Origin of the sequence: Acidocella aminolytica 101 = DSM 11237, from assembly GCF_900129125.1 — a bacterium.
In the GTDB taxonomy this organism is placed as follows: Bacteria; Pseudomonadota; Alphaproteobacteria; order Acetobacterales; family Acetobacteraceae; genus Acidocella; species Acidocella aminolytica.
The window spans coordinates 39,937-57,020 of record NZ_FQVJ01000026.1 but is presented as its reverse complement, the minus strand read 5'-3'; the positions used below and the strand labels follow the sequence as shown (position 1 = coordinate 57,020).

The window sequence follows — 17,084 nt, the reverse complement described above, 5'->3', positions numbered from 1 at the left end:
CGGGGCTCATCGTACAGCCCATCCAGACCATCGCGAGCAAACCGATTGCGCCACACGCCAGCGGTATGGGCGCAGACATTCAGCTTCGTCGCAATATCCTTGTTGGTTAGACCGTCCGCCGCGGCAAGCACGATGCGGGCACGTAATGCCAGCGACTGTGGCGCTCCATGCTTGCGGATCAGAGCCGTCAGGGCAGCTTCCTCAGCATCATCCAACATGACAGCAACCGCACGACCCTTCGACATCCTAGCCTCCCCAAGTTTAAGGTTTAGCCAGAATGTAGACTACTTTCCGATCAGGACACTAGGTGCGCTGGCAATAAGGTTTTCTCCCAGCGCCGCGTAGTGCGCGGATTTTATGTCGTTATGGCTACGCCAGGGGAGTTCTGGCATGGGTGGCACTTGCGGCTGCCCAAGATACATCATGGCCATATAGGGGTAAGGCGGTGGCGTCGTGGTAATCACTGTCGTGTGCTCCATGTTGTTGCCTTAATCCATGTTGAGGAGATTAAATGGAACTTTGGCCCTAAGCGGCACGATGATTGCGAGGGTGGTAAGGCCGTACAGCTCAAATGTCTGATCTTCAAATTCAGGCTGGACAGCGACGAGATTAATTACCGCGTCACTACCCGTGAAAGTGACACTGTTGGCCTTGGAATCCGCCTTACCATGGGTCTCGCCGTATCGGATGTAGCTTTGCGCCGCGGCATAATCGAGAACCTTACCTCCCCAGCCTGGCGTGATGGGATAATTACCCATGACCCCGCCCATCATTCTACCACCCATCATGCCGGGACCCATGCTGTATCCTGGTCCCCAGCCCGGGCCGGGCAAAGGCTACTCCAGCAGAAAGCAAGGCGGCCGCTACAGCTGAAAGCCGAAAAGTGGAAGCAGATCTTTGGACATATTCCTAATAGGCAATGACCAAGCTGGTTTAATATTGACAGATGTCAAACCAGTGGCGTCGAGCTCGTGCGAGCGTATGAGGTTCAAACCTTTGCTGTCGGGGCTATATCTGCGATCACGGCCTTCAGTTGGCCTCGCACGTATTGTGCGACCTCACAAAGCGCAGGATTCTGAATGGCTTTCATTGAAGCTACGGGATCAACGGCTGATATCTCAATCACACCGTCTCCGCTGTCTTGTATGATGACATTACAAGGCAGCATTGTGCCAATTTTATCTTCGGCCTGTAATGCCTTGTAGGCCATTTGCGGATTGCAGGCCCCCAGAATCAGATATGGCCTGAACTCCACGCCTAGTTTTTCTTTCAGCCTCGCCTGCACGTCGATGGTTGTGAGCACGCCAAAACCATGTCGTTTCAAAACCAATTTTGTTTGGTCAATAACCTCTTCGAAGGGCTTCTGTACGCTGACCGAAAAGTGATAGGGCTTGGGTATTTTTCCTTCCGTCTTGGTCTGCAGATTTTATTTCAAAAATTCTTGAGTTGTACGCCAAACCAAACCAATCTGAAGGGCTAATTGAGGGATAAATATCTCTGCTCAGAGATGACCAGAAGGGTGCAGAGCCTTACAAGAAGCAGCCGATGAATGGCTAGTCAGGACTTCGGCGTGCAGCCCTTTTATGCTTGGCAGGAGCGCTTGAAGGCGGAGTGCTTCCGCCAAGCGATTCGGAACGACCAATCGGGAGGCTATTTGATAAAAGGATGCTGTTTGGACCGTAGAGAACCGGCGGTATTTGGTTGCGCGTAAACGCGGCGCAGTGCCTGCGGTGGTTGACCAAAATGGCGGACAAATGCCCGGCGCATCCGTTCAGGGTCATTAAAACCGGTCGATGAAGCGATTTGTTCGATTGGCTCGCGGGAGGTTTCGACGCGTTCGCGGGCAACTTCCAGCCTTAACCGCTCTACTGCCTTCGCCGGGCTGATACCCACCTCGCGTACAAAGGCACGGGCAAAGTTGCGAGGGCTCATTGCGATGTGTGCCGCAAGCTGCTCCACGGTCAGGCGCTCGGAAAGATGGGTACGCATGTACTCAAATAGGGAGGAGAAGGACGTCGCATCGCTACCCAGTTCAGCCAACGCGGAAAATTGCGACTGCCCGCCGGGCCTGCGATAATAAACGACCATCTGTTGCGCAACGCGCTTTGCGATCGCTTCTCCCAGATCCTCTGCGGTTAACGCCAACGCCAAATCGATCCCGGCGCTGATTCCAGCAGATGTCCAGATTGTGCCATCACGAATATGGATGCGGTCTGCTTCAACCCGTATTGCCGGAAAGAGGCGCTGCAATTCCTCCGACCGATGCCAGTGGGTCGTTGCTCGTTTGCCCTCAAGTAACCCTGCTGCGGCTAACAGAAAAGCACCGGAACAGACACTGCAGAGACGCCGCGTATTCTCGGCGCGGGCACGCAGATATGCGGTACTCTCATGATCGTGCATTGCTTGACGGCTGCCCTTGCCGCCAACCACAATCAGCGTGTCCAAAGATTGCGAACTGTCGGCTATGGCGCTGTCGATGGTGATACCGGACGAGCTACGGACCGTTCCGCCTTCCATCGAGAGAACCTTTAAATGGTAGGAACCGGGTGCGATCCTTTCGGCAATCTCGAAAGCAGCGATTGGACCGGTAGCATCGAGGATCTGGAAATCCTCGAACAAAAAGATTGCGATATTTTTCATCGGAGGCAGAAAATGAGGGATCATTGTCATTTAGTCAATTGACCGGCTCGGGCATGCTGTCGTCAGCATCAGGAGTCATCCATGACCGAACACCCTTTCCGCATCGTTTTCGCCATCTATCCCGGTATGACGCACCTCGATTTCACAGGGCCGCACCAGTTTCTTTCACGCCTGCCGGGCAGCGAGGTGATCATCGCCAGCCCCGCCGGGGGCGACGTGCTGAGCGAAGGGCTGATCTTTGCGGGAACCAAGCGACTGGCGGATATTGGCGCGTGCGATCTGATCTGCGTACCAGGCGGCGCCAGCGCGACCGCAGTGGCGCTGGATACGGCCTTCATTGCCGAGGTCCGGCGTCTGGGACTGGCAGCGCGCTATATCACCTCGGTTTGTACCGGCTCGTTGATCCTCGGCGCCGCTGGTTTGTTGGCTGGCCGACGCGCCGCCTGTCACTGGGCTTGGAGGTATCTTTTGCCGTTGTTCGGCGCGGTCCCCGATGACGGGAGGGTGGTGCGTGATGGCAATATTATGACCGGTGGCGGCGTAACGGCTGGTATCGATTTCGCATTGGCTGTGCTGGCCGAGATCGGCGGCGTGGAACTGGCGCAGACCGTTCAGCTTGGCCTCGAATATGCGCCTGCGCCGCCGTTCGATGCTGGGCGCCCGGAGACTGCTCCGGCCAGCAGCCTCGCCGCGTTTCGGGGCCAGATGGCGTATGTTCAGCCCCGCCGCGAAGCAGAAGTCCGCGAGGCTGCGAGACGTTTGGGTGCGGGGCGGGCTTGAAGGAGTGTTAGTTCATTTCGCTTGAAACACAGCAGCTAAACTTGCAAGTTTAACTGCTGTGTTGTATGACGTTAGACATGGATCGGTCCTACGACATGCCAACGTCTCTTGAAACGGCCGTCACCGAGCTTTCGCTGGCGGTGGGCCAACTCTTGCGGCGCCTGCGTGCCGATACCAATCCGGACGGGCTGACATGGTCCCAGACCATGGTGCTGGCACGGCTCGATAAAGCCGGCCCGATGACGACAGCCGACCTCGCGCGGGCAGAGGGGGTTAAGCCGCAATCCATGGGTGCCACTCTCGCGGAATTGGAAGGTGAGGGGCTGGTATCGCGCCATCCGCATCCAACCGATGGCCGGCAGATTCTGTTCGCTTTGACGGAGGCCGGCATTCAGGCGCGGCATCGGCGCAGTGCCGCGAAACAGAAATGGCTGCTCGAAGCCATGGCCAAACTCTCCCCCTCAGAGCGAGAGACGCTTATGTCCGCGGTCGTGCTGATCAAGCGTCTGGGTGAGGCGGAATAGGCAACTGCGCAGAGTCCCAACCCCAATATGGCGGCTGAAATTCATCTTTTGAAAGGGAGCCCTTAATCATGAATTGGCTTCATGACGTATCTTATCTGTTCGGCGGGGTTTTTCTCGCCAATGCCGTTCCGCATTTTGTCAGCGGCACGATGGGGCAGGCGTTTCAAAGCCCGTTCGCCAAGCCGCCGGGGCAGGGGCTTTCCTCTTCCACCGTCAATGTCCTTTGGGGATTTGCGAACCTTGTCTTGGCTTATCTGCTCCTTATTCGCGTCGGCAATTTCAATCTGCATGCCGCCGATCAGGTCATCGCCGCCGGCGCGGGCGTTCTGCTGATCGGCCTGTTTTCCGCCCGCACATTCGGGCGTTTCCACGGTGGCCATTCGCCGAAGCATTCATAACGTATGCCCCAAGGCCCGGCCTCGGAAGACGTCGCGAAGGATACGCAACTCGATCCTTCGGTATGGAGAATTGCCGCCGTCGCCTTGTTTGGCGGTCTGCTGGCGCAACTCGATGCCACCATCGTCAATGTGTCCCTGTCGAGTCTGGCAGCAGATCTGCACGCAAGTTTCTCAATCATTCAGTGGGTCACCAGCGGCTATCTTTTGGCATTAGCCCTGGCACTGCCGCTGAATGGATGGCTGGTTGGCCGCATCGGTGCGAAATCGCTTTACCTTTGGTGTTTTGCGGGCTTCACCTTGTCCTCGGCGCTGTGCGGGTTGGCTTGGTCAGCGGATGCCTTGATCGCGTTCCGCGTTTTTCAGGGCATCAGCGGCGGGCTACTTGCCCCTATGGCACAGATGATGATCGCCAAGGCGGCTGGCAGACATATGGCGCGCGTGGCTGGTTACATGGCGCTCCCGGTTCTTCTGGCGCCGGTCTTTGGTCCGATCATTGCCGGTGCCATCCTGCAATATGCGTCATGGCGCTGGCTCTTTTTGGTCAATTTGCCGGTTGGGACGCTCGCTTTTCTTTTGGCGTTCCTGTTCCTGCCGCGAGACCGGGAAGAGGTCGCTCATAAGAAGCTGGACTGGTTGGGCCTTGTATTGCTTTCGCCGGGATTGGCGCTGTGCCTCTATGGTGCGGACAAGATCGGTCGGATGACGGGTCGTGCAACCCTCGCTTCCGGTGTCATCATGATTTCATGTTTTCTCTGGACGGCGCGGGGCAAAGGAGATGCGGCGTTGGTTGATCTGCGGCTGTTCAAGATTCGGGTGTTTTCGGCCGCCGTCATAACGCAGTTCCTCTCGAACGGCATACAATTCGCGGGGCAAATGCTCATCCCCGCCTTTCTGATTCAGGCTTGCGGCCGCGCGCCCGCCGAGATGGGCTGGATGCTGGCGCCGCTCGGGCTGGGCATGATGGTGACTTATCCGCAGATGGGTGCACTAACCGACAGGTTTGGCATCCGTGCCCTATCGGCGGGCGGTGCTCTGCTGGGTTTCATAGCCACGATGGCGTTTCTTTATCTGGCGCTCCACGGGCTCAACCTGTTCATACTAATCCCCGCGCTGTTCCTGCGGGGCTTGGGCATGAGCGCTGTCGGCTTGCCATCCATGACCGCTGCGTATGCTGCTATCTCCAAGCAAGATCTGCCCATGGCAACCACCTCGCTGAACATCGCTCAGCGCCTCGGCGGGCCGATCATGACAACGCTTTGCGCGACACTCCTCGCCTGGAGGCTGGGGGCGCATGGTTCCGGCCCGGCGGTAACAAGCGCTTACGCCTGGGCCTTTCTGCTTCTTTGTATGCTCCAGGCCGGTGTTTTCCTCGCCGCACGCCGGTTGCCGCGCCGTTTGGACGATGTCAGGCGTGCTGAAAGATAGAGGAGAAGCTTGCGGGCATTTTGCCTGCTACCATGGCTCAGCCTTAAATCTGCGAGACACCGCCATCTACGACCAGTTTCGCGCCGACGACGTAGCTGGACTCGTCGCTGGCCAGATAGAGCGCCGCGGCGGCAATGTCCTCCGCTTTCCCTATACGTCCGATGGGTACCGTCGCAGCGGCTTTGTCGCGGAACGCCTGAAGCTCTTCCGGGCTGCGATGCCGACCGATCAGTGGCGTGTCGATAAAACCAGGACTGATGGTGTTGACGCGGATCGTTCGATCCATAAATTCGCGAGACCAGGTTCGTGCGAGGGACCGCACAGCTGCCTTGGCGGCCGAGAGCAGGGAAAGGCCAGGCCGGCCCACATGGATGATGAACGAGGTGGTCAGGATGACCGAGGCGCCGTGACGGAGGATCGGGGCCACGGTCTGCATGGAGAAGAAGACGCCCTTGACGTCGATATCCATGATCTCGTCGTAACGCGCCTCGTCGGTCTCGGCGAGTGGGGTGCCATAGGCGATGCCGGCATTGGCGAAGAAGATATCGAGTTCACCGAAGGCTTTCGCGACTTCCTTGCTGGCCGCCTGCATATCCGCGACCGACCTGACGTCGGCATGCAGGATCAGCGCCTCTTCGCCAAGCTCGGCGCGCACCGCCTCGAAGCGGCTGGTATCGCGCCCGGTGACGGCCACACGCGCGCCTTCGCGGAGGAAGAGCTTCGCGGTGGCTAGGCCAATGCCGCTGGTACCACCGGTGATGAGGGCGGTTTTGTCCTTCAGTCTCATGTTCATATTCCTTTCGAAGCAAAGATATCAGCCGGCTTGCCGCACCTGTTCGGCGACGATCGCGATGCGTCGTTCGGCATCGCCAATGGCGTTGGAGAGGCGGGCATTGATCGCATCCATGACGGCCTGTGGCGCCGTTTCCGGCAAACCCGCCGCAAAGGGTGGTTCTGGCGCGTATTCCAGCAGAAGCTGAGCGCCCTGCGCGGCCTCTTTCCCGCGTAACTCGGCAATTAGCGAGAGGGCGAAGTCGATTCCTGCAGTTACGCCGCCACCGGTAATGCGGTTGCCGTCGCGTACCACCCGGCCAGCGTCCGGGATCGCCCCGAATGCCGCAAGCAGGCCCCTGAAGGCCCAGTGGCAGGCTGCTCGGCGGCCATCCAGCAGCCCAGCTGCGGCGAGGATCAGTGAGCCAGTGCAGACCGAGGTGACATAGGTTGCGCCTTCAGCGAGACGCCGGATTGCGGCGAGGAACCGCGGGGTCTCCAGCGCCGCAATGCAGCCGAGGCCGCCGGGAACGAGGAGGATGTCACAGGAATCTATCCTCTCCAGATCGTTGAGCGCGCCGAAAGTCAGCCCGTCTGCGACGATTTCTTTCCGGCTGATTGAAGCCAACGTGATATCCATCTCCGGCAAGACGCGGAGGAGTTGATAAGGGCCCGTGAAGTCGAGCGGTGTCACTCCTTCGTAGAGGGGGATGACGACATGTGTCATAGTAAGTCTCCTTTTACCGACGAAAGTGGCGGAAAAAGTTTGTGGCTTAAATGACGTATATCCCTTAATTTGGGATATCATGCATAGGATCGGATTCTTTCTCTACCCAGGCCACCAGATCCTGGATTTCGCTGGGCCCTTCGGCGCATTCGAGGCGGTTGCCAGGATCGCCGGCCGGCCACTCTATGAACTGGAGGCCCTGTCGCAGGCAGGTGGCTTGGTGCGCGGCAGTGGCGGAGCCCTGGTAGAAAGCCGTGCAGCAAAAGAAGTCGCGCTGGACACGCTTATCGTCGTCGGAGGAGACATCACGCCGATGCGGGCGCCCGGCCAGGTCGCCGCGGTGCGCGCGCTTGCGCAGGAGACAGTACGTATCGCCAGCGTCTGCACCGGTGCGTTTCTGCTGGCGGAGGTAGGGCTGCTGGCGGGGCGCCGGGCGACAACGCATTGGAGGGTCGCGCATCTGCTGCAGCGGGAGTATCCAGCAGTCAGGGTCGAGGCTGATCACATCTTCATCGCCGATCGTGGCGTTTGGACCTCGGCCGGGATAACGGCAGGCATAGATCTCGCCCTGGCACTGATCGAAGCTGACCACGGGATCGAGGTGGCGCGTGGGGTCGCGCGCGAACTTGTCGTCTACCATCGGCGCTCGGGAGGACAGTCGCAGTTCTCTTCGTTGTCGGAGATGGAGCCAGCGACAGATCGCATTCGCCTTGCGCTCGCCTTCGCGCGGGATCATCTGTCAGAGCAGCTGGGCGTGGAGCGTCTGGCCGAGGCCGCGCATCTTAGCCCGCGGCAATTCAGCCGTGCCTTCCGTCGGGAGACGGGGGAAACGCCTGCCCGCGCTGTCGAACGTCTGCGCGTCGAGGCCGCGCGCCTGCGGCTGCGGGATGGGGCGGAGCCGGTCGAGCAAATCGCACGCGGCGTGGGATTCACCGATCCCGAGCGGATGCGCCGAGCTTTCGTCAAGCTCCATGGCGTTCCGCCGCAGGCCATCCGCCGAGCCGCGCGAAAGGAAGTGGACTGAGCCGGGAGGCCGGCTTTGATCCGCCAGGTTGCATCTCTTTCAGTCGCGCGCAGTGGCAGCGAGGTTGGTGCGAATGACGGGCCAATGAGAGAGTGTGAGTGCGAAGATATAGGCTCTGTCCATGAGGCCGAGGCCGATCACGATGGTCAGCGCGATCAGTTCGGCGCCGCTGCTATGACTTTTTTGGCGAAGCAGAAGCGAGACGCGGAAGTCGTGGCCCCGGTCATCTTCGCCCAGTATGATCTCGTCCATTGACTGCGAGATGACCAGGAAGAAGTGGACGTGCTCGGCCTCGGTGGCTACGGCCTGCCGACGCAACTGCCCTGAGAATTTAGCGCCGGACAGCCAACGGGAAACCTCGCTATCGCGTAGGCAGGAGAATTGTCCGGTCCAGCATTCTATTCTTTGTATCTTAGCGGCTGGTCATGAGGCTAGCCAGGCTGACGCGGGCAACGGATGTGCGCCACTGACCCGGCGGCTATATTGGCGCGGAAAGCGGTTCATGGCAACGATTGCCACCCGCAATCTCTTTTCGGCAAGGGCGAAGCGTCAGCCGGATGCCGCGTCCGGCTTCTGGAGCAGGTGGACGAGCAAAGCCTGGAGCAGTGCTTCTAACGAACATGAATGCCGTGTTAATGTGAGCAGGCACCAGAACCTCCCCATAGAGCGCCTGAACTATCCAGCCATAACGTTCGGATCATATTTGAATTTACCGGAAAAGAGCAGGGCATGGGGGGCTGACGGCCGTACCTTACCAAGGCGCAGATACCCATGCCGTGGACAAGCAGTTCCTCCTTATGCTTGCCGCAGCGCCGCGGGGAGGAAGCTGCCATCATTTTCGCCGACCTCGCGCTCCATCAGTCGATTCAACAGCTCATTATTGGCCATAATGAGGTCGCGTCTGGCGTCCGGAGCGGTAGCGAGATTATGCATTTCGTCGGGATCATTAGCGAGATCATAGAGCTCAAGATCGTTATGTTTGACCAGCGCCCCGAAGCTCGTGGGGGTGTTGAAATTGTCCGGTGCGTAATAGCGGGCAAATTTGTACCGCCCGTCAAAGCAGAAGCTGAGAAAGCCGCGTGGCGTCAGCGACGGTCGCAGAGCGCCGAAGGGTGGCACGGTCTGCCCTTTGCTAAGATCCCATGCGGTGTTCGTCATGTAGGCGGCATCAACGGTCCACAGTCCGACATAATTGAATAGCGCCCCTTCGCGCAGGGTCGTGTAGGCAGCTTGTTCTGGATTTTTCAGCAGGGTACTGAAATCAAGCCCGGGCAAACCGGCAAGCGCGGCGGTGCGGCGCGACGCTGGCGCGTTGGTGAGGCCCGCGAGTGTCGTTATCAAGTCAATATGGCTCGTCACTGCCTTGCAACTGCGGCCGCCGGGATATTCAGGATGGACCACGACCATAGGTACATGCGTTTCCTGCTCATAGGGCATCGGCCCTTTGCCGCGTAACCCTCCATGTGCGCCGCCTAGCTCGCCATGGTGCGCTGTGCGCACAACAGCCGTCGTAGGCCATAGATCCAGCGCTGAGAGGGTGTCGAGCACGGTCTGCAGCGTGTTGTCATTGTCGCGTATGAGGTTGAGGTAGAAATTATAATAATCGTTCCACATCGCGCTCTCTCCCGGCGGAATCTGCCCAAGCCAAGCCGACCAGCCTTTATTATAGGCAAGTTGGGCGGGAGGACGGCCGGGCTTGTCCAGCGGCTCTAGCGCGCTGGGTGAGGGCGGGAAGGTCCAGCGTGTCGCGAATATGCCATCGGCTGGCGGTGGGGTAAGCGTCCCGCCGGTTTGCGAGGTTTGCACATTCTGGCCAGGCTGGTTGACATCAGCATACATGATGTCGTGTGGCGAAACAAAACTCACCACTAGTAGCCAAGGAATATTCTGCGCGTTCAGTGCTTGGCCATGCGTGCGCATCCAGCGGATCGCTTCGCCTGCGGTGAAGATGTCCGTATCGTACCCTTGGTCGGGTGTACCGATCTTGTCGCCGTCCGGCGAGAAACTATCAAAACCATAGGCGCTGAGCGCGCTGCTGTAATTTATGTCCGGGTTAGGCGCGACGATGCTGCGCCGCAGCTCGAATTTACCGAAATAGGCGGTATGGTAGCCAAGTTCGCGAAACACAGTGCCGATGCTCGGTCGGTCTGTGCGTAGGCTCGGCACATAGCCCGTCTCCATCTGGTCAAACACTCCGTTTATCTGGGGTGGTTGGCCAGAATACATGACACCGCGTGAGGGCGTGCACATGGCCGAGGCGATATAGTGATTGAGGAAACTTGTTCCCCGGCGCTGTAATTCGGCGCGCGCTGGTGTGCTGTACCCGTCAGCTGGGCGCAGATGATAGGCTTCTTCATCGGTTGTGATAAGTATCATATTATAGGGGCGGCCAAGCGGCGCGCTGCGGCTGGCCGGAAACGGCGCCGAAGGCGCGGCGGGCTTTGGAGTAAGCTCTGGCACCGCAGCGCCGACGGGCCGCCCGGCAAGACCAACAGCCCCCAGACCCGCACCGAGGCTACCGAGCACAGTGCGGCGGCCAACGCCGCTCTGAGGTGCGTTTTTGTCGTTTCTTTCCTGCATTAAAAAGCCTCCTTGACCCTGGCGGCATCGTATGGAGCGCGCGGCATAGGGGCAAGCATTATGTTACGAATTCGAGCTAGTTGTGGATGTAAAGACATGTTGTTTTCGGCTGAACCTTCATTGCCGACTGTGCTTTTTTGCAGCTATCTCATCATGATGTCATGGATACAAGCCACTTACAAACAGCATTCCTGCAACCCCAATCAGGCGGTTGTACCCAATGATTTGGAGCAACGATGGAATGCCCATTTTCGCCAGATGCGCTACTTAGCTTCACACCTGTGCACGCTTAGACCAGCCTCTGAAGAGCGTGGCGCTAGATTTTCTTGGCTGGCGCATGAGTTGTGCCGCCTCCCTATATCTGGGTGGGACCGAGAGGCGACGTATTTCTTACAATATCTAGGCGAATGTTTTCCCACGAGTTGTTCAAGTGGGATGGCATTCCAGCTTGTTTAGCCAAGTTTATCCGCCTGGATGGGCGTATTGCTTGAAGTAATGACGTGGTGATAGCCCAAGGGTACGCTTGAACATGGCGGTGAAGGCAGCAGGATTGTCGTAGCCAAGATCAAGTGCAACCAGCGTCACTGGCTCGCCAGCAATCAAGCGGGGTAGGGCGGTAAGTAAGCAAGCTTGTTGACGCCAAGCAACAAAGCTCAAGCCCGTTTCGGATCGAAACAGTCGGGTGAAGGCGCGCCGACTCAAGCCAAGATCGGCGCTCCAGGCGTCAATATGTTCATGGGGGGTTGGCTGGGTGAGGAACGTTTGGCAGCGCGCCATTAGTCCGGCATGAATAGGCAAGGGCAGGGCCAGTGGTCTTTCCGGCAACTGGCGCAGCTCGTGCTGGATAAGCGTCATCAGCGCGCCTGCGCGGCTTTCGGGATCGTATTCGACTGGCAGGTCGACCGCTTCCATCATCAGATTGCGCATGAACGGGGAAATGCTAACCACCTGACATGTCTTAGGTACGCCGTCGAGCGCGTTAGGTTCAAGATAGAGACTATGAGTGGCGACATCACCGCGCATCAGCACATCATGCACTACGCCGCTGGGGATCCACATGCCGTGCTGAGGTGGGATCATCCAGGTGCCAGCCACCGTGCCCACGACCACAGTGCCCGACGCGCCATAAAGCAATTGGTGGCGCCGATGGCTATGCGGCAGTACTTTGTGGCCGCTTGGGAAATCATTGCCTAGTGCGATGAGTGGGCGCTGTATGTCATCGAAAAACTCGACCCTGCTATTCCGGACCATGGCCCACTCTCGTAAATATTCGGCCTATTTGCGGTGGTAGGCCGGTCTGGCCCATAGCTATTCTAGCCTTTAGTCACACGCAAGAGGCCGATCCAACTGTAAACACGGATGCGGCAGGGGAATGTAGTTAAGATATGACGCAAACGATAACGGCGCCTTCGCGCGCGTCAGGCACCGCCGCGCCAGTGCTGGGAGCCATCAGCTTTTGTCATTTATTAAACGACATGCTGCAGTCGCTGTTACCAGCTGTTTACCCTATCCTTAAGGGAGGGTTTGATTTGAATTTTGGGCAGATTGGTATCCTGACGTTGACCTATCAGGTCACGGCCTCGCTACTGCAGCCGCTTATCGGCCTTTACACCGACCGCCGCCCGCAACCATTCTCGTTACCTATAGGCATGATGTTCACGCTGCTCGGATTGGTCACTCTTGCGCTGGCGCCAAGCTATACCGTGTTGCTCGCAGGAGCTGCGCTACTGGGGACGGGCTCGTCTATTTTCCACCCAGAATCCTCACGCATTGCGCGGCTGGCCTCGGGTGGGCGGCATGGTTTGGCCCAATCGGTGTTTCAGGTTGGTGGTAATTTCGGGCAGGCACTGGGGCCGCTGCTGGCGGCATTCTTTGTGCTGCCGCGCGGGCGTGCGAGCATCGCCTGGTTTGGCTTCGCGGCCGTGCTGGGCATGGCAATCCTTTCGCTGCTCGGCCGTTGGTATCAAGCCAATGGCCATGCCAAGCGCCCGGCACGTAACGTCGGAACGGCGCCTTTGGGGCTCTCTACCCGCCGGGTCACACTCTCGCTCGCGGTTCTGGTGGCGCTGATCTTTTCGAAGTTCTTCTACCTTGCCAGTTTCACTAGCTACTATATTTTCTACCTCATCCAGCGCTTTCATTTGGGCGTGCAGGCCGCGCAGGTTGATTTGTTCATCTTCATGGCGGCTTCGGCGGCAGGTACTGTGATTGGTGGTCCCGTTGGTGACCGAATCGGCCGTAAGCGCGTGATTTGGGGTTCAATCGCGGGTGTGTTGCCCTTTACGCTGGCGTTGCCTTATGTGGGGCTGAGCGCGACCATTGGGCTAAGCGTCATTATTGGGCTAGTGCTATCGTCTGCCTTTGCCGCCATAGTGGTTTATGCACAAGAGCTGCTGCCCGGCCGGGTCGGGACAGTGTCTGGGTTATTCTTCGGGTTGGCATTTGGTATGGGCGGCTTGGGCGCAGCGGTACTGGGGGTTTTAGCCGACCATACCAGTATCGGGTTTGTTTACCATGTTTGCTCTTTCCTGCCATTGATTGGTCTCACAGCTGCCTTCCTGCCGAATTTTGGTAGAGAATCGCTATGAACTTTTCAAATTAAGCCGAGATGATTGTTGTTATTTGATAACCAACCGCCGTTAACGTTAATCCCCTTGACCTTAATGCCAGCTAGACGGAGACACCCCTCATGGGTCCTGAAATCAGCATTGTAGACACGCGATTCGCGGTTGCCCCTGTCATGGCGGATGTGGTGGTAATCGGCGGGGGCATTATCGGCGTCTGCACGGCATGGAGTTTGGCGCAGAAGGGGGCGAAGGTCGTGTTGTGCGAGAAAGGTTGTATTGCCGCCGAGCAATCCAGCCGCAACTGGGGCTGGATACGCGTGCAGGGGCGCGATGTGCGGGAACTGCCCTTGATGTTCGAGGCACAGAAACTCTGGCATCGGATGAATGACCTCACCGGCGAGGAAACCGGTTTCCGCGTCTGCGGCATTGCTTATCTCAATACCAACCAGAAAGAACAGCGCGAGCGTACGAAATGGGCAGCCAAGGCAGTTCCCCTGGGCGCTGCCTCCACAATGCTGGATACCGCAGCTTCCGCCGCCTTGCTGCCCGGCAGCAGGCGTCGCTTTGTGGGTGCGCTCTACACAGCCAGCGATGCGCGGGCTGAACCGCAACTTGCGGCACCCGCCATGGCTCGCGCCGCCCAGGCCATAGGGGTGGTGATTCTGCAAAATTGTGCTGTACGCGGGCTGGTGCGCGACGGCCGCTTTATCACCGCGGTGGAGACCGAGCATGGCCGCATCGCTTGCCCGAAAGTGGTGCTGGCGGGTGGTGCCTGGTCGCGTCTCTTCTGCCGCAAGCATGGCGTGGCGCTGCCACAACTGAAGGTACGTTCCTCCGTGTTGCGCACGGAAAAGCTGGACGGACCAGAGTTTTCCGCATCTGCGCATCAGTACGCTTTTCGTAAGCGGCTGGATGGCGGCTATACCATCGCCAATGGTTGGATCTCCAGCCCGGAGATCACGCCGGATGTTTTTCGCCTTTTTCCCAAATTCATGCCGGAGTTTTTTTCCGAGAGAAATTATCTACGCCCGCACATCTCCAGACAATTCCTAAGGGAATGGAAACAGGAGCGCGATTATCTCTCGAGTCTCACCACGCCGTTTGAGCAAGAACGCATCCTCGATCCGGCCCCGCAGATGGGTGGCTTGCGTTTGGCGATGAAGCATCTGGTAAAGGATTTGCCGATCTTCGCAGGTGCAAAAGTAGCGCAAAGCTGGGCAGGCTTCATTGATGGAACGCCCGACTCCATTCCAGTAATTTCAAATGTCGAAACCCAACCTGGCTTCTACATTGCCACCGGCTTCTCAGGTCACGGATTCGGCATCGCTCCAGGCGCGGGGCGGCTGATGGCCGATATCGTGACCGGAGACGAGCCTGTGGTTGATCCGGCCGCATTTCAGCTTGAGCGGTTTTAGGAGGACCTTTATCTGCTGAGACAGATCAAAGGAAATCGAACAAAAAACTCTGGATTAGTTAAACGAGTGTAGGGGCAAAAAGAAACTCCGCAGTGAATTCTGCCAGTTTGGTGAAAAGTAAGTTAAGCTTGTGATCGAGGGCCAACTAGCGGATAGGTCAGTTCGCCTGCGCAGGGAGTTTAGCTTCCATAATGGCGAAAAATATTGACCCATCGCCGAGAAACGGAGTTCTTCAGCAACAAGCCAAGTCAGCTTTCCTTGTGATCACTCCTTAAATTAATCCGCGTAATGACAAGTTTTTGTAAAACTCCGCGATGCCAATTGTCCACGGTTTGGCATTAGCAGAAGTGGTAACGGTATTGCTTAGCACCCCGAGATATGAATTCGAAATTTTTACAACATCTCCAACTTTATGTGTGAATCCTTCGCCTTTAACGTCTCTATCTTTTACAGGTGTAAACATCGTCCCAAGAAATAAGGCAAAGCCATCAGGATACTGGTGTTCACTTAACGTTTGGCTAACAAGATCCAAGGGTTCGCGGCTTATATCCGACATGTTGGACTTTCCTTCCAAGCGAAAACCGTCTTTGCCTTCAATGAGCAAATCAACTTCGGATTCACGTATGTGAGAAAGCGTAAAATCATCGTCAAATAAACGAATAAGCGGACCTATAGCGCAAGATGCATTGTTGTCTTTGGCCTTACCTAGAAGCAAGGCGCTGCGGCCTTCGAGGTCTCTTAAATTTACATCATTTCCTAGAGTGGCACCAATGGCTTCGCCGCGAGCATTAATAACCAATACAATTTCTGGCTCTGGGTTATTCCATTTTGAATCAGATCGGATACCGACCTCGGCATGCGGGCCTACCGTAGACAGAACAGGCGCCTTGGTAAACACTTCAGCATAGGGACCAATGGCGACTTCGAGATATTGTGACCACAAATGATTTTCAATCAATATTTCCTTTAGTGCTTGGGCTTCGGTGGATCCTGGCACAACCTTTCGTAATGAACTGCTGATTTGTGCTTCTATGCGCTCACGCACTTTTAAAGCATTTCCTGCATTGCCTCGTGAGGCTTCTTCAATTACGCGTTCCAATGCCGATGAAGCAAACGTAACCCCACAAGCTTTGATGCATTGTAAATCAACGGGCGAAAGAAGAGGAAACTCCAAAGCTTCGAGAGGCCCAAGCAGCGTATTTGCTTTAGCATTAATAGGTATCAGATTGGCCAATTCTGACGTTGTCGGTGCAGTTTTGCTTAGGTCATAGGCCATTCCATCTTGTACAAGGATAGGAGAGGGGCCGTCGGCAGTCTGGATGCGCCCAAGAAACAGACCTTTCCTCCAATCAGAAGGCAAAATTTTTGTGATACTTGTCTCGTTAAACATGTTATGAATCCAAACTAATAAGGTTTCATTTCAACAGACGTATCTGCGGGAATTACGTGAAAGCTCTACCATTTGTATTTAGTCAATGTGCCTTTCCAAATTGCTCAGATAGAAAATCCTCACATAACTATTCCTATAAAAGAACATTTAATTGTCTTTGAATTCAGATTATAATTAAATCGAGTGATTTGCTGTCGTCAAATGCCAATATTCTCATGTATCATAATAAAATTTATATCGTTTGGGTTTGTGTGATATAGGCTCTGCGCACATTCTGGGGCTTCATATCATCAGGTTGGAAGTCTTCGTCATGGCCGATGGATGCAAGGTCGGGGGGAGGGGGCCTGAGAGTGGTCACCGCATTGTCTATACCACGATTGCCAACGTTTGAATGGTGGGATGAAAGTGGCCTTGTTGCATAAATTTGGTAGTTGGTTAGGAATCCCTATTTGTTTTTAAAGGCGTAGCTGTTTGTTATGCCCAAGCCTATAAAACCGAATTACCGTACGACGAATTGGCGTTCCTATAATGCGTCATTAAAGCGGCGGGGGCGTTGGCTGGCCGCGTGAATTTGGGCGGACTGCATCTGCTGGTCGACAACACTGCTATCAAGATAGTAGGAGAAGGCGAATGGAAAACCCGAAAGCACCGCGCGTCCTATCGCCGTCGATGGTAGAAGGTTCATCTAAGACTCGATACCTATATGCAGTATATTCGGGCGATTAAGGTTATAACCAACGAAGTAGGCGTTGTCCTACACTCCCAGAGAGACCTTCGGGCAAACATTCACAGTGAGGAGCCGATTAAAACTGTGAGCGCGGAAGGTGCCTATGACACACGTAA

General features: G+C 56.6%; 18 protein-coding genes. 7 read left to right on the top strand and 11 right to left on the bottom strand.

Annotation, left to right across the window (positions count from 1 at the left end; all coding sequences use genetic code 11):
• From BUB54_RS22100 to BUB54_RS13505, 5 genes are all read right to left on the bottom strand, one after another.
• Positions 1 to 245, bottom strand: a 245-nt coding sequence (locus tag BUB54_RS22100) for a helix-turn-helix domain-containing protein (RefSeq protein ID WP_139284782.1), incomplete at its 3' end; no start/stop codon positions are given.
• A 39-nt stretch (positions 246 to 284) separates the two neighbouring features.
• Positions 285 to 479, bottom strand: a complete 195-nt coding sequence (locus BUB54_RS13520) for a hypothetical protein (protein WP_048877999.1) — start codon at positions 477 to 479, stop codon at positions 285 to 287.
• 9 nt (positions 480 to 488) lie between these two features.
• Entirely contained in the window at positions 489 to 758 is a 270-nt protein-coding gene (locus BUB54_RS13515) for a cupredoxin domain-containing protein (protein ID WP_139284907.1), read from the bottom strand.
• A gap of 230 nt (positions 759 to 988) precedes the next feature.
• Positions 989 to 1,303: a DUF302 domain-containing protein gene (locus BUB54_RS13510; protein ID WP_241869329.1), complete on the bottom strand. Its 315-nt coding sequence runs from the start codon at positions 1,301 to 1,303 to the stop codon at positions 989 to 991.
• A 347-nt stretch (positions 1,304 to 1,650) separates the two neighbouring features.
• Positions 1,651 to 2,640, bottom strand: coding sequence for a GlxA family transcriptional regulator (locus tag BUB54_RS13505; RefSeq protein WP_048878043.1), 990 nt, complete (start codon positions 2,638 to 2,640; stop codon positions 1,651 to 1,653).
• 81 nt (positions 2,641 to 2,721) lie between these two features.
• Here BUB54_RS13505 and BUB54_RS13500 point away from each other — a divergent pair, with 81 nt between their 5' ends.
• The 4 genes from BUB54_RS13500 (at position 2,722) to BUB54_RS13485 (ending at position 5,767) form a co-directional block, all read left to right on the top strand.
• Positions 2,722 to 3,420, top strand: a complete 699-nt coding sequence (locus tag BUB54_RS13500) for a DJ-1/PfpI family protein (RefSeq protein WP_048878002.1) — start codon at positions 2,722 to 2,724, stop codon at positions 3,418 to 3,420.
• Positions 3,421 to 3,497: 77 nt separating this feature from the next.
• On the top strand, positions 3,498 to 3,944 hold the full coding sequence (locus BUB54_RS13495) for a MarR family winged helix-turn-helix transcriptional regulator (RefSeq protein WP_048878003.1): 447 nt from the start codon (positions 3,498 to 3,500) through the stop codon (positions 3,942 to 3,944).
• Between the two features lie 68 nt (positions 3,945 to 4,012).
• Positions 4,013 to 4,342: a hypothetical protein gene (locus BUB54_RS13490; RefSeq protein WP_048878004.1), complete on the top strand. Its 330-nt coding sequence runs from the start codon at positions 4,013 to 4,015 to the stop codon at positions 4,340 to 4,342.
• 3 nt (positions 4,343 to 4,345) lie between these two features.
• Positions 4,346 to 5,767, top strand: a complete 1,422-nt coding sequence (locus BUB54_RS13485) for a DHA2 family efflux MFS transporter permease subunit (RefSeq protein WP_048878005.1) — start codon at positions 4,346 to 4,348, stop codon at positions 5,765 to 5,767.
• A gap of 43 nt (positions 5,768 to 5,810) precedes the next feature.
• Here BUB54_RS13485 and BUB54_RS13480 read toward each other — a convergent pair whose 3' ends face one another.
• The gene (locus tag BUB54_RS13480) at positions 5,811 to 6,554 is read right to left on the bottom strand and encodes a glucose 1-dehydrogenase (RefSeq protein ID WP_048878006.1); all 744 of its coding nucleotides are present in this window, start codon (positions 6,552 to 6,554) and stop codon (positions 5,811 to 5,813) included.
• 27 nt (positions 6,555 to 6,581) lie between these two features.
• Positions 6,582 to 7,265: a DJ-1/PfpI family protein gene (locus BUB54_RS13475; RefSeq protein ID WP_048878007.1), complete on the bottom strand. Its 684-nt coding sequence runs from the start codon at positions 7,263 to 7,265 to the stop codon at positions 6,582 to 6,584.
• Positions 7,266 to 7,344: 79 nt separating this feature from the next.
• Between BUB54_RS13475 and BUB54_RS13470 the strand changes: the two genes are divergently transcribed.
• The gene (locus BUB54_RS13470; RefSeq protein ID WP_048878008.1) at positions 7,345 to 8,289 is read left to right on the top strand and encodes a GlxA family transcriptional regulator; all 945 of its coding nucleotides are present in this window, start codon (positions 7,345 to 7,347) and stop codon (positions 8,287 to 8,289) included.
• 39 nt (positions 8,290 to 8,328) lie between these two features.
• Here BUB54_RS13470 and BUB54_RS13465 read toward each other — a convergent pair whose 3' ends face one another.
• From BUB54_RS13465 to BUB54_RS13455, 3 genes are all read right to left on the bottom strand, one after another.
• Positions 8,329 to 8,634 carry a DUF2867 domain-containing protein gene (locus BUB54_RS13465; RefSeq protein WP_264797922.1) on the bottom strand — a complete coding sequence of 102 codons (306 nt, stop codon included), beginning with the start codon at positions 8,632 to 8,634 and terminating at the stop codon, positions 8,329 to 8,331.
• A 450-nt stretch (positions 8,635 to 9,084) separates the two neighbouring features.
• Positions 9,085 to 10,869 carry a sulfatase-like hydrolase/transferase gene (locus tag BUB54_RS13460; protein ID WP_048878009.1) on the bottom strand — a complete coding sequence of 595 codons (1,785 nt, stop codon included), beginning with the start codon at positions 10,867 to 10,869 and terminating at the stop codon, positions 9,085 to 9,087.
• Between the two features lie 462 nt (positions 10,870 to 11,331).
• Positions 11,332 to 12,120, bottom strand: a complete 789-nt coding sequence (locus tag BUB54_RS13455) for an AraC family transcriptional regulator (protein ID WP_048878010.1) — start codon at positions 12,118 to 12,120, stop codon at positions 11,332 to 11,334.
• 134 nt (positions 12,121 to 12,254) lie between these two features.
• Between BUB54_RS13455 and BUB54_RS13450 the strand changes: the two genes are divergently transcribed.
• Positions 12,255 to 13,457 (top strand): MFS transporter, encoded by a 1,203-nt coding sequence (locus BUB54_RS13450; RefSeq protein ID WP_048878011.1) that lies wholly within the window; start codon positions 12,255 to 12,257, stop codon positions 13,455 to 13,457.
• Positions 13,458 to 13,558: 101 nt separating this feature from the next.
• Positions 13,559 to 14,851 carry an NAD(P)/FAD-dependent oxidoreductase gene (locus BUB54_RS13445; protein ID WP_048878012.1) on the top strand — a complete coding sequence of 431 codons (1,293 nt, stop codon included), beginning with the start codon at positions 13,559 to 13,561 and terminating at the stop codon, positions 14,849 to 14,851.
• Positions 14,852 to 15,122: 271 nt separating this feature from the next.
• On the opposite strand, the gene BUB54_RS13440 is transcribed toward BUB54_RS13445, so the two are convergent.
• On the bottom strand, positions 15,123 to 16,241 hold the full coding sequence (locus BUB54_RS13440; RefSeq protein ID WP_048878013.1) for a fumarylacetoacetate hydrolase family protein: 1,119 nt from the start codon (positions 16,239 to 16,241) through the stop codon (positions 15,123 to 15,125).
• Positions 16,242 to 17,084: the final 843 nt, after the last annotated feature.

Excerpts from the sequence above, each read along its gene's own strand:
- BUB54_RS13480 (WP_048878006.1), bottom strand. The coding sequence starts at position 6,554 with ATGAGACTGAAGGACAAAACCGCCCTCATCACCGGTGGTACCAGCGGC.
- BUB54_RS13495 (WP_048878003.1), top strand. The coding sequence starts at position 3,498 with ATGGATCGGTCCTACGACATGCCAACGTCTCTTGAAACGGCCGTCACC.
- BUB54_RS13440 (WP_048878013.1), bottom strand. The coding sequence starts at position 16,241 with ATGTTTAACGAGACAAGTATCACAAAAATTTTGCCTTCTGATTGGAGG.
- BUB54_RS13500 (WP_048878002.1), top strand. The coding sequence starts at position 2,722 with ATGACCGAACACCCTTTCCGCATCGTTTTCGCCATCTATCCCGGTATG.
- BUB54_RS13485 (WP_048878005.1), top strand. The coding sequence starts at position 4,346 with ATGCCCCAAGGCCCGGCCTCGGAAGACGTCGCGAAGGATACGCAACTC.
- BUB54_RS13520 (WP_048877999.1), bottom strand. The coding sequence starts at position 479 with ATGGAGCACACGACAGTGATTACCACGACGCCACCGCCTTACCCCTAT.
- BUB54_RS13505 (WP_048878043.1), bottom strand. The coding sequence starts at position 2,640 with ATGAAAAATATCGCAATCTTTTTGTTCGAGGATTTCCAGATCCTCGAT.
- BUB54_RS13470 (WP_048878008.1), top strand. The coding sequence starts at position 7,345 with ATGCATAGGATCGGATTCTTTCTCTACCCAGGCCACCAGATCCTGGAT.
- BUB54_RS13475 (WP_048878007.1), bottom strand. The coding sequence starts at position 7,265 with ATGACACATGTCGTCATCCCCCTCTACGAAGGAGTGACACCGCTCGAC.
- BUB54_RS13450 (WP_048878011.1), top strand. The coding sequence starts at position 12,255 with ATGACGCAAACGATAACGGCGCCTTCGCGCGCGTCAGGCACCGCCGCG.
- BUB54_RS13455 (WP_048878010.1), bottom strand. The coding sequence starts at position 12,120 with ATGGTCCGGAATAGCAGGGTCGAGTTTTTCGATGACATACAGCGCCCA.
- BUB54_RS13515 (WP_139284907.1), bottom strand. The coding sequence starts at position 758 with ATGGGTAATTATCCCATCACGCCAGGCTGGGGAGGTAAGGTTCTCGAT.
- BUB54_RS13490 (WP_048878004.1), top strand. The coding sequence starts at position 4,013 with ATGAATTGGCTTCATGACGTATCTTATCTGTTCGGCGGGGTTTTTCTC.
- BUB54_RS13445 (WP_048878012.1), top strand. The coding sequence starts at position 13,559 with ATGGGTCCTGAAATCAGCATTGTAGACACGCGATTCGCGGTTGCCCCT.
- BUB54_RS13460 (WP_048878009.1), bottom strand. The coding sequence starts at position 10,869 with ATGCAGGAAAGAAACGACAAAAACGCACCTCAGAGCGGCGTTGGCCGC.